Below are 11,242 nucleotides of genomic sequence, written 5' to 3'. Positions count from 1 at the left end.
TCAAGCGCTTTTTGCAGTGACGAAGGCCGCAAGGCTTGCCACGTTGCTGAAATGGTTGCGGGTGTCCTTGGCGTCGGCATCAATCTTGATGCCCCACTTTTTCTGGATCGCCAGGCCAAGCTCCAGGGCATCCACCGAGTCCAGGCCCAGGCCTTCGCCGAACAGGGGCAGGTGATCGCCGATATCGTCGACACTGATGTCCTCAAGGCCGAGGGCGTCGATGATCAGCTGTTTGATGTCACGGTGCAGATCGCTCATCTTCGGCGAGCTCCTTGATGTAATAGTGATGCAAAAAATCGTTGAGCCTGCGCGAAGCCTGGGGCGCAGGGCCGAGCGTGGCGAATGCCTGTGGATCTATATCGGCCCCCACATGGAAACTGAAGTGCACGCGGCGTTGGGGGATGCGGTACCAGGGTTCGGCCTTGGTCAGGGTGGTGGGGCTGACCTTGATCGTCACGGGCGTGAGAATTTTCGCACCCCGCAGGGCGATGGCCGCTGCGCCCCGATGAAAGGCCGGCGCCTGGCCGGGCTGGGTCCGTGTACCTTCCGGAAACACAATAAGGGTCTGGCCATCCCTCAGGGCATCGCTGGCGGCATCGAGCATGTCCATACTGCCGTCGTTACTGATGTATTGGGTCGAACGCAACGGGCCACGGGTAAAGGGGTTGTCCCACAGGCTTTTTTTCACCACGCAGTTGGCATCGCGCACCAGCCCGATCAGGAACACCACGTCGATCAGCGACGGGTGGTTGGCAATGATCATCTGCCCGGGGCGGCCAAGCTTTTCCGCGCCGTCGATCCGGTAGGTGAGCACGCCGGTGCGGGCCATGAAGCGGATGAAGAACCAGAACAAGCGTCCAACCGTGCGCCGAGCCCGTTGCCGGTGGGCCTGGGCATCGCCGGGCCAGCGGGCCAGCAGCGGAAACACCAGCAGGCGCAGGCACAACCCGCCCAACCCGAACAGGGTAAAGCTTGCAGCGGTTGCGAGCAGGCGCCAGTAATAGGCGTCGCGGTGTTTTCCTGTCACCGGTTGCGTTGCCAGGTCCATACACGATTCTTCCAGGCATGTTGGCAGGTGGTTTCGTTGTTCAGCAGCGTACGCACCAGATCAAGGGCATGGGGCCATTCGCTGCCTTGCGGTTGGGCGTGCGGGGATGACAGGGTCAGTTGCCAATCGTCGCCCCGGGTCAGTAAAAGCCCTACCGCATAGGGAAACGGCACATCGTTCACCCAGGGTGAATACACCTGGGGCGGCTGTTCTTCGGCAATGACCAGCAATACTGCCTGCGCGCCTTCATTCAACAGCGCGACGGCCTCCAGCACGCCATGTTCCAGCCCGTCGCCGGTCGCGGCCAGGGCGGTCATCTCGCTGGTTTCGCCGCGCATGATCGACCACAGACCAATCACCGCGTTATGCACCGACAGGCTGAACTGGGTGGGTGACAACGGCTGGTCGATTGCCAGGTCCTTGAGAATCTCAAAAGTGCGTGGGGTTTCACCGTGGCGGGAAATAAAGACCAACGGCAGGTCCGGCCGATTTTCGGCCAGGGGCCAGCCGACACTGAAGGCCATCCGCGCCAGGCGGCTGAGTCGCCGCCGTTGCATGGCCGGCAGGAACGAGACGTCAGGGGCGCCGTCGCTGGGGGGCAGCATGACCGGCTGTCGGCTCCACGCCTGCCAATCGTCCACGCTTTCGAGCCCAGGGGCCCATGCGCGCCATTGGGCGATGTTGAAATCGATCACAGAATTCATCCCACCCCTGCGGGCTTTTATTGTCACGGTTCAGTGGTTTGACCCGCGTCCAACCCTGCATGATCTTGCGACCCAAGTGGCGCGCATTATCCCGGTGCGGTTGGCTTGTAGCAAATAATGGTTACATTGGCATGCAGGGAGATTTGAAGGCCCCCCGGCCTCAGGGACATCATTGTCGCGATTATGACGAGCCTGTCTGTCAGCTACTTCCGTAAGGCTCTGGGCAAATTGACGCCTCCTATTCGGAAAAAGCCACTAACGCTGTGGTCCATCCATGCCGAAGGTAGCGAAGCGGGGGCTTGCCCTACTACACTCGGGAATCTTTGATACACGGAGGTTTTGACATGCGGCGTGTGGTGTTCAATCAGAAAGGTGGCGTGGGCAAGTCCAGCATCGCCTGCAATCTGGCGGCAGTCAGCGCCAGTGAAGGGTATCGCACGCTGTTGATAGACCTGGATGCCCAAGCCAACTCCACGCAATACCTGACCGGTCTCACCGGCGACGATATTCCCATGGGCATCGCCGATTTTTTCAAGCAGACACTGTCGTCCGGGCCTTTCTCGAAGAAGAACAAGGTCGACATCTACGAAACACCGTTCGACAACCTCCATGTCGTCACCGCCACCGCCGAGCTGACGGATCTGCAGCCCAAGCTGGAGGCGAAGCACAAGATCAACAAGCTGCGCAAACTGCTCGACGAGTTGGATGAGGATTACGACCGGATTTACCTGGATACACCACCCGCATTGAATTTCTATGCGGTTTCAGCGTTGATCGCCGCCGATCGGGTATTGATCCCCTTCGATTGCGACAGTTTCTCTCGTCAGGCGTTGTATGGACTGCTGTCGGAAATCGAAGAACTCAAGGATGACCATAACGACAGCCTTGAAATCGAAGGCATCGTCGTCAATCAGTTCCAGGCGCGCGCCAGCCTGCCGCAGCAGATGCTGGATGAACTGATCGCCGAAGGCCTGCCGGTGCTGCCGGTGTACCTGAGTAGTTCGGTACGCATGCGCGAGTCCCACCAGGCCAGCTTGCCGTTGATCCACCTGGACGCGCGGCACAAGCTGACCCAGCAGTTTGTCGAGCTGCATGGGTTGTTGGAACAGGGCTGAGCCCTGATTGGGTTTGGCTTGTTGTGGGTGTGTTCTTACATGCCCTGGCTACGCAACCAGCCCATCAGCTGCGGCAAGGGCAACGCGCCGCTCTGGCGTGCGACCTCCCGACCGTTCCTGAACAGGATCAGGCTGGGAATCGAGCGAATTCCCAATTGCGCCGATAGCTGCTGATTGGCTTCGCTGTCGAGCTTGGCCAAGCGGCATTTACCCATCAGTTGCGCGGCGGCCTGCTCAAATACAGGCGCGAAAGACTTGCAGGGCCCACACCAATCCGCCCATACGTCGACCAACAGCGGCAGGTCGCCCTTGATCTGGCTGGCATAGTCGCCTTGTTTGAGTTCGAACGGTTTATCCAGCAGCACTGGGGACTTGCAGCGTCCGCATTTGGGCCCGTCCGCCAGACGGTCGGTGGGCAGGCGATTGAGGCCGTTGCACTGGGGGCAGGGAATCAGCATAGGGTCAGGCATGGCGGGCTTCCAAAAGACGGTGATGAGCCTGATCTGGTGCCGTCGGCGTGGATTATCAAGGGGTGCCATTCATCCGATACGTTGCACGGATGGCGCGCCTGGACCTCAAAAAAACACCGTGTACCCATTCGCAACCCATGGAGGTCCCATGAGCCATCCGAGAAATGATGCCCTTGACGAAGTAAGGGACAACCCCAACGACGACGGCTTCGTACTGGGCTCGGCCGGTCGCGACGAAGACCCGAACGCTGCCCCCGCCTATGCAACTGACCGTCGTCATGAGCGGGACGAGCTGACCCCGGAAGATGCCCGCGGCATGCCGGGCTACCCCGAGAAGAAAGCGCCGGAAAAACCGGCGGATGAGCAAAAGGATGCGGAAACAGAGCCGGGAATCGAAACGCCTGAGCAGGGAAACGACAAAGTGGGGTAAGCGGATACCCACATCCGGTCACAGCCACCGATGGTCTGGCTTGATGCCCTGCAGTCTGTTCAGGACGAGCAACTGATCTCCAGATGCTTGCCCCACTCGGGCGGACGTTGGGCGTACGCGTCCATGCCCGGTTGCTCTTCGAACGGGTTGCTCAGCACGCTGTGTAAGCGGCGCACTTCGTCGTAGTCGCCAGACTCGGCGGCGTCGATGGCGTTCTGTGCCAGGTAGTTGCGCAGGATGTATAGCGGGTTGACCGCATGCATGCGAGTACGGCGCTGGTCTTGATCGATGGCGCCTTCGCGGTTGACCCGGGCGATGTAGAGCTCACCCCAGGCGTCGAAACCCTTGAGGTTAACGAAGTCATCGCGCAGGGTGGCGATGGCCTGGCCGGGCGCCTGGTCTCCCAGGCGGCGGAAGAACAGGCTGTAGTCGACGCCGCTGTTCTGCATCAACTGCAGGAGACGTTCCACCAGTTTCTGGTCATCCTCTTCGGCGCGGGTCAGGCCGAGGCGGCGACGCATCAGATCCAGATAGTGGGCCTGGTACAGCGGCAAGTACAAACCGAGGGTCTCGCGCAGGGCCTCGACGCTGATGAAAGGCGTCAGGGCCTGGGCCAGGGCACTGAGGTTCCACTGGCCGATGGGCACCTGGTTGCTGAAGGAGTAGCGGCCCTGGTCATCGGAGTGGTTGCAGATGAAATGGGCGTCGAAGTCGTCGAGGAACGCGAACGGCCCGAAGTCGAAGGTGATGCCCAGGATCGACATGTTGTCGGTGTTCATCACCCCGTGGCAGAAGCCATAGGCTTGCCATTTCGCAATCAGTTCAGCGTTGCGCTCGACGATTTCTCGAAACATTGCCAGGTACGGCTCCGGCTGCTCGCGGCACTCGGGATAATGCAGGTTCAACACATGCTCGGCGAGCGTCGCATGCAGCTCGGGCTTCTTGGTGTAGTAGAAGTATTCGAAATGGCCAAAACGCACATGGCTCGGTGCCAGGCGCAGCACCATGGCGGCGCGTTCCTGTTTTTCACGCCACACGGGGGTGTCCGAACCGATCACGCACAGCGCCCGCGTGGTGGGGATGCCCAGGGCATGCAGCGCTTCGGAGGCGAGGAACTCACGGATCGAGGAGCGCAGCACCGCGCGTCCGTCGCCCATCCGCGAAAAGGGCGTTTGCCCGGCGCCCTTGAGGTGCAGGTCCCAGTGCTGGCCGGCTTCGTTGTACACCTCCCCCAATAACAGTCCGCGGCCATCGCCCAGTTGCGGGTTGTAATGGCCGAACTGGTGCCCGGAATACACCATCGCCCGAGGCTCGGTCTCGGCCCACAGCTTATGCCCGCCGAACAGCTCGGCGAACAACGGCGCCTGGGCTTCGGCCGGGTCCAGGTCCAACAGCGCCATGGCGGCCGGACTGGCAACGACCAGCCGGGGGTTGTCGATGGGTTCAGGCAGGACGTGGGCCGAAAAACCGTCGCCCAGGCGGGCGAAGCGGTTATCGAAGGTCAGGGTTTCCAGCGTTTTCATGGCCATCTCCGGCGCGATGCCTGCTGGCACCGACGCGATCAGTCGAGTGTGTCGTGCGGTGGTTCCGGCACCGGTTTGATGTTGGCTACGGTCGAGGGCACGGCCGTGATGGTCTTCTTGTCGGGCTCGGCGGGTACCAGTTTGTATTCCTGGCCCTGGAGATTCTTCAGGTAGATCTCCATCTGCCGGAAGGAGATGTTGATGTGCTCCTTCTTGAACTCGCGGTTGATGAAGCGGTTGATTTCGTCCAGTACCGGGTTGCGGTCACCGAGGTCGCGCACATGCATGCGCAGCTCATGGTCGAGGGTACTCTCGCCGAAGTTCAGGAAATACACGATCGGTTCCGGCTCCTTCAGCACCCGCGGGTTCTCCCGGGCGGCCTTGAGCAGCAGCTCGCGGACCCGATCCAGGTCGGAGCCATAGTCCACGCCCAGTTTCAAGGTGACCCGGGTGACGGTGTCGGTCAGCGACCAGTTGATCAGTTGCCCGGTGATGAAGGTCTTGTTCGGGACGATGATGTCCTTGCGGTCGAAGTCGGTAATGGTGGTGGCGCGAATGCGGATCTTGCTCACCGTGCCCGACAGGTTGCCGATGGTGATGGTGTCGCCGATCCGCACCGGGCGCTCGAACAGGATCATGATCCCGGAGATGAAGTTGGCGAAGATCTCCTGCATGCCGAAGCCCAGGCCCACCGACAGCGCGGCCACCAGCCATTGCAGCTTGTCCCAGCTCACGCCCAGTGTGGACAGTGTGGTGACGAAGCCGACGCCGGCAATCACATAGGACAGCAGCGTGGTGGTGGCGTAGGCGCTGCCCTGGGCCAGGTTCAGCTTGGACAGCACAAACACCTCCAGCAGGCCCGGCAGGTTGCGTGCCAGGGCGAAGGTGATACCGATGATGATCAGCGCGCCCAGCATGTCGCCGATGCTGATGGGCACCATGCTCATATTGACGCCGGTGCCGCTGGTGTATTCGTAGAGCGTGATGTTGTCCAGGTAGGAGAATACGCTGATCAGGTCCGACCAGACCCAGTACAGTGCGGCGATGAAACCACCCAGCAGGGCCAGGCGGATCAGACGCAGGGACTGTTCGTTGACTTTCTCGATATCCAGGGTCGGTTCCTCGACGACTGCTTCGCCATCGCCGGCTTCCTTGGCCGCCTGGCGCTTGGCCAGGGCCCGCTGATAGGCCAGACGCCGTGCCGCAACCGACAGGCCCCGTACGAAGGTTGCCTCGATCACCAGCCAGAACATCAGCAGGTACAGGGTGTTGATCAACCGGTCGCTGAGTTTGAGGGCGGTGTAGTAATAGCCGAAGCACACCGCCACGAACAAGGCGATTGGCAGGGCGGTGAAAATCACCCCCAGGGCCTTGCGGAACAGTGAGGTATTGCGGTGCGTCGGGCTGCTGAGCAACAGGCGACTGAGCAGCCAGGCCATCAGGGCATAGCAGGTCAGCACCACGGGCATGCCCAGTACGTCGTCGGCCAGGGTCGACGGTTGCAACTCGGCCACGGCCACCACGGCCACCAACGCCAGCACCACCAGACCGAGGCGGCGGATCCAGCCCTGGAGAAATTCGACCTGGGGTTTCTCCCAGCGGAAATGCAATTCGGCCACGCCACCGGGTGCCAGTATCCGATACGCGGTGTAGAACACCAGCCAGGCCTGGCCAATCTGCAGCAGCGCGGCACCGAGGTTGGCGTTCTGGCCGCGGGCGTCGATCTGCAAGGCATAGCCACACAAGGCCAGTGCCAGGGCTACCGGCATCGCCAGCAGGATGTTGATCAGGATCGCCTGAGGCGTATGCCACTGGCTGTCGCGCTTGAAGTGGCCAACGTCCTGGTGAACCTTGTTCAGGCGGGCATAAAGATGCTTGCGTCGCCACAGCAGTGCGCCAATCAACAACGCCAGGGGCAGGAACAATAGCGGTCGTTGTGTCAGGCCATCGGCCAGCTCACTGAGGCTCGATGCCCAGGGCAGCGAGTCGATCTGTTTTTCCAGGCGGTTCGGTACGCCGCGCATCCATTCGAAATCCAGGGGTTTGTTGCTGGGGATCCAGAACATCTGTTCTTCGAGGGTTGCCCGCAGGTTCTGCGCGGTGCTGAGCAATTGCTTCTGGTTGAGCTGCAAGGTGATGGATTCGTTGAGCACCGCGCTCAATTCGCGGCTCAGGCGTTCCAGCAGGTCGATACGGGTCAGGGCCAGGTCCAGCAGGGTCTTGCGTAGCTGCGGCGTAACCTGCTCCGACGGCTGGGATGCCAACAGGCTGTCGACGTAGGCGCTCGGATTGTTCAGCAACTCACGTTGCTGGCTGACTTCGAACTGGTACAGGCGGATGTCGGCGATCTGGTCGGCCAGGTTCTGGTCCAGCTTGAGGCGCGGCAGTGTCTGGCGTTGTTTGTAGAGAATCTTGGAGAGCAGGAGGCTGCCCTTGAGCACGCTGATCTGCTCGTCCAGGGCTGCGTCGGTCTGGGTGACGCTGTCCAGCAGTTGCTTGGTTTGCAGGTTCTGCTGGGTGACTTCATTAAGACGGTCGGTGCTTTTGAGCAAATAGTCGGAGAGCTTGAGGTTGGCCGCGCTTTCGGTGGCCAGCAAGCTACTGCCACCGGCCTTCTGCGCTTCGATGGATTGCTGGGTCACCGTCTCCTGGGACTGGGCCAGGCGCTTCTGGTTGATCAGGTTCTGCAGGTCCTGGATTTCCTGCTCCATGCGGGCGATTTTTTCCATCAGCAAGTCGTGCTGGCCGTTGCCCAGGTCTTGCAATTGACTGTTGCCGGCCAGCTCCTGGCGCCGCAACGGGATCAGCGCGTTAAGGGCCGCCAGCTCGGCGTTGAGCTGGTCGCGCTGTTCGCTGCTCAGGGTTTTTCCGGCGTCTCTTCCCGCCTTGAGGGTGGCGTTGATTTGCTGGATACGGGTCTGGCTGTTGGCGATCTCGGCCTGGGCCCGCTCGGGACGGGTCTGGGCCGTGATGATCAGGCTGTTGGCGTCGGCGAGGGCCTTTTGCAGATCGCTCTGCTGGGTGGAGCGATCCGTCAGCATTTGTTCGAGCTGGGGAATCGGCAGGTTCGCGTAGCGCTGCGCCACGGGCACCACGGGTGTGTTTTTCAGCCGCGTCAGCTCGCGCTGGTTTTCGATGTTCTGCTTGGGCGCGCTGGCCAATTGCTGTTTGAGGGCCTGCAGTTTCTGCTCGTATTCAGCCTTGTTGGCGAGTTGGGCCAGGGTGCCTTGCAGCACCGCTTGCAAGGCCTTTTGGTCGGCCTCCGGCAGTTTACGGTCGGCGATCTTGTCCAGGCTGGCCTGCACCGATTCGCTCGTAGGCGGTTCAGCGGCCTGCAGCGGGCAGATGGAAAGACTCAGGCCCAGCAGGGCAATGGCGAAAAAGGAGCGCAGGGTAGGCATAGAGACCGGTCAAGCAAATAAAGAATGGGAGCAGTTTAGAGGAACAAGCCGGGGCCCGGGCGACTTCCTTCGGGGAATCTGACGCCCACTTTGCCGATCTTGTTCCCGTCCATGGCCGCGACAGTCCACAAGGTGTTGTTCCACTCCACCTGGTCGCCGACGACTGGCGCACCGCCCACTTTCTGGGCAATGAAACGCCCCAGGGTCATGTCCGGATCGATGCCGTCGAGTTTCAATCCGTACAGTGCCGCAACCGCGGCCAGCTGGGCGTCTCCTTCGAGCACGAAATCGCCGAAGAAGCGCAGATCGAGGCCTCGTTGGGGGGCCTGGCTGAACAGTTTTCCAAGGGCCGGCAAGTCGTGTTCATGGCCGATGACACACAGCAAATCATTGACTTCCAGCACCGTACTACCCGACGGATGGAGCAATTGCTGGCCTCGAAACAGTGCCGCGATACGGGTTCCGTCCGGCATTTTAAGGTCGCGCAAGGGCGAGCCGATGCACCATTTCTCTGCACCGAGCCGATAAATGAACAGTTCCCACTCGCTGGTGACGTGCACTTCCAGCGCGGCCCGGGATATTGGCAGGGGCTCGGGCGGGACGGTGACATGCAGCAGCTTGGCGACCCAGGGCAGGCTCGTGCCCTGCACCAACAAGGACACCAGCACGATAAAGAATGCCAGGTTGAAATAAAGTTGGGCATGGGGCAGCCCGGCCATCAGCGGGAACACCGCCAGGATGATCGGGACGGCGCCGCGCAGGCCGACCCAGGAAATGAAGGCTTTCTCGCGACCATGGAAAGCCCGGAACGGCATCAGGCCCACCACGACCGACAGGGGCCGTGCAAACAGGATCATCCACAGCGCCAGGCCCAGGGCAGGCAAGGCAATCGGCAACAGGTCATGGGGGGTGACCAGCAGACCCAGCACCAGGAACATGCCGATCTGCGCCAGCCAGGCCATGCCGTCGAGCATGTGCAGGATGCCGTGGCGGCTGCGCACCGGGCGGTTGCCCAGCACCAGGCCGCACAGGTAGACCGCCAGGAAGCCACTGCCGTGCAGCGCGTTGGTCAAGGCAAACACGGCCAGCCCGCCGCTGATAACGAGGATCGGGTAGAGGCCGTTGGCCAGGTTGATCCGGTTGACCAGTTGCAGCATCAACCAGCCACCGCCCAGGCCGATCACCGCGCCGATGCCGAACTCGCGCACCAGATGCCCCAGGAGACTCCAGTGCAGGCCGGTTTCTCCGCTGGCGAGCATGCCGATCAGGGTAACGGTCAGGAACACCGCCATGGGATCGTTACTGCCGGACTCGATCTCAAGGGTAGCGCTTACCCGTTCGTTCAGGCCTTTGCCACCCAGCAGCGAAAACACGGCCGCGGCGTCGGTCGAGCCGACAATGGCGCCGATCAGCAGGCCCTGGATCAGATTCAGGTTGAACAGCCACGCGGCTGCGAGTCCCGTCAGCCCGGTGGTGATCAACACGCCGATGGTGGCCAGCGACAACGCCGGCCACAACGCCACCCGGAAACTGGAAACCCGTGTGCGCAAGCCACCGTCCAGCAAGATGACGGCCAGTGCAAGGTTGCCGACCAGGTAGGCCGTTGCGTAGTTATCGAAGAGAATGCCGGCGCCATCGACCCCGGCCACCATGCCCACGGCCAGGATGATCACCAGGATGGGGATACCCAGGCGGGATGAAAGGGAACTGACCAGAATGCTCGCACCCACCAGCAACGCGCCGATCAAGAACAGGCTGTTGATGGTCGTCGCAGTCAAAGGCAGTACTCCGGGAAACTGAAAGACGGGCACAGGCTGACCATGCAGCCTGCGTGCCAGCGATTCTAACCTGTTGAAATGCGATGCTGTCAAAAAGGTTTTGCGGGCCGGGCCGAGGGCACGGGACCGATGCGTCTGATTTTGGATAACGGGTTCTCGGAATAACTCTGGAGACAAATATTCAATTGACGGCGCAAATGAGGCTCCCTAGCATCGCGCCGCTATTTTTGGACGCTGTTTCATTCGAGGGATCGAACATGTTCTCACCCGCCCGTTGGGCGAGGTTGTGCTTGGCTTTGCTGTGCCTTTCTCCGCTGACCCCCGCTCACGCTGCCCCCACCCCCGGTGACACCGACCTGATCCGCGAACGCCAGAACCGTTTGCTCGAAGAACAGCGCCGTCGTCTGGAAGAACTCAAGGACCTGCCCGGCCAGGCGGCGGAGCCGACTCAACCGACAGCACCGGTCGACACCCGTTGCTTCCCTATCAAGACCATCGAGCTCAAGGGCGCCGACAGTCTTTCCGTCCGTGAGCGCGAGCCATTGCTCAAGCCCTACATCGGCCAGTGCCTGGGCGTGCCGCAGCTCAATGAACTGCTCAAGGTCATCACCGACCACTACATCGAAAAGGGCCTGGTCACCAGTCGTGCCTACCTGCCGCAGCAGGACCTGTCGGGGGGCCATCTGCAAGTGCTGGTGGTCGAGGGACGACTGGAAGGCTTGAAGGGCGCCGAGAACAGCCAACTGTCGGACCGTGAGCTGGCAATGGCATTT

At 61.4% G+C, this 11,242-nt stretch carries 10 protein-coding genes; 3 read left to right on the top strand and 7 right to left on the bottom strand.

Annotated elements, in window-relative coordinates; all coding sequences use genetic code 11:
- Genes EGM97_RS14555 through EGM97_RS14545 form a run of 3 tightly spaced genes read right to left on the bottom strand, consistent with a single transcriptional unit; the run spans nt 1 to nt 1,752 of the window.
- Nucleotides 1-258: a phosphopantetheine-binding protein gene (locus EGM97_RS14555; RefSeq protein WP_238961188.1), complete on the bottom strand. Its 258-nt coding sequence runs from the start codon at nt 256-258 to the stop codon at nt 1-3.
- Entirely contained in the window at nt 239-1,048 is an 810-nt protein-coding gene (locus EGM97_RS14550; protein WP_238961187.1) for a lysophospholipid acyltransferase family protein, read from the bottom strand. The genes EGM97_RS14555 and EGM97_RS14550 overlap by 20 nt, the downstream gene beginning before the upstream one ends.
- Nucleotides 1,024-1,752: a beta-ketoacyl synthase chain length factor gene (locus EGM97_RS14545; protein WP_238961186.1), complete on the bottom strand. Its 729-nt coding sequence runs from the start codon at nt 1,750-1,752 to the stop codon at nt 1,024-1,026. The genes EGM97_RS14550 and EGM97_RS14545 overlap by 25 nt, the downstream gene beginning before the upstream one ends.
- A 344-nt stretch (nt 1,753-2,096) precedes the next feature.
- Between EGM97_RS14545 and EGM97_RS14540 the strand changes: the two genes are divergently transcribed.
- Complete coding sequence (locus tag EGM97_RS14540) at nt 2,097-2,867, top strand: ParA family protein (protein ID WP_238961185.1); 771 nt, start codon at nt 2,097-2,099, stop codon at nt 2,865-2,867.
- Between the two features lie 35 nt (nt 2,868-2,902).
- Here EGM97_RS14540 and trxC read toward each other — a convergent pair whose 3' ends face one another.
- Complete coding sequence (gene trxC / locus EGM97_RS14535; RefSeq protein WP_238961184.1) at nt 2,903-3,337, bottom strand: thioredoxin TrxC; 435 nt, start codon at nt 3,335-3,337, stop codon at nt 2,903-2,905.
- A gap of 148 nt (nt 3,338-3,485) precedes the next feature.
- Here trxC and EGM97_RS14530 point away from each other — a divergent pair, with 148 nt between their 5' ends.
- Entirely contained in the window at nt 3,486-3,767 is a 282-nt protein-coding gene (locus EGM97_RS14530; RefSeq protein ID WP_238961183.1) for a hypothetical protein, read from the top strand.
- 59 nt (nt 3,768-3,826) lie between these two features.
- On the opposite strand, the gene selO is transcribed toward EGM97_RS14530, so the two are convergent.
- Genes selO through EGM97_RS14515 form a run of 3 tightly spaced genes read right to left on the bottom strand, consistent with a single transcriptional unit; the run spans nt 3,827 to nt 10,469 of the window.
- Nucleotides 3,827-5,290, bottom strand: coding sequence for a protein adenylyltransferase SelO (gene selO / locus EGM97_RS14525; RefSeq protein WP_238961182.1), 1,464 nt, complete (start codon nt 5,288-5,290; stop codon nt 3,827-3,829).
- Nucleotides 5,291-5,328: 38 nt separating this feature from the next.
- Nucleotides 5,329-8,691: a mechanosensitive channel MscK gene (mscK, locus tag EGM97_RS14520; protein WP_238961181.1), complete on the bottom strand. Its 3,363-nt coding sequence runs from the start codon at nt 8,689-8,691 to the stop codon at nt 5,329-5,331.
- 35 nt (nt 8,692-8,726) lie between these two features.
- Nucleotides 8,727-10,469: a potassium/proton antiporter gene (locus tag EGM97_RS14515; protein WP_238961180.1), complete on the bottom strand. Its 1,743-nt coding sequence runs from the start codon at nt 10,467-10,469 to the stop codon at nt 8,727-8,729.
- Nucleotides 10,470-10,726: 257 nt separating this feature from the next.
- Between EGM97_RS14515 and EGM97_RS14510 the strand changes: the two genes are divergently transcribed.
- Nucleotides 10,727-11,242 (top strand): POTRA domain-containing protein (locus EGM97_RS14510; protein WP_477788817.1); only part of this gene is annotated, 516 nt, incomplete at its 3' end.

This window comes from Pseudomonas sp. AF32, assembly GCF_022342325.2.
GTDB classification, from domain to species: domain Bacteria; phylum Pseudomonadota; class Gammaproteobacteria; order Pseudomonadales; family Pseudomonadaceae; genus Aquipseudomonas; species Aquipseudomonas uvaldensis.
This window is presented reverse-complemented; position numbering and strand designations above follow the sequence as displayed.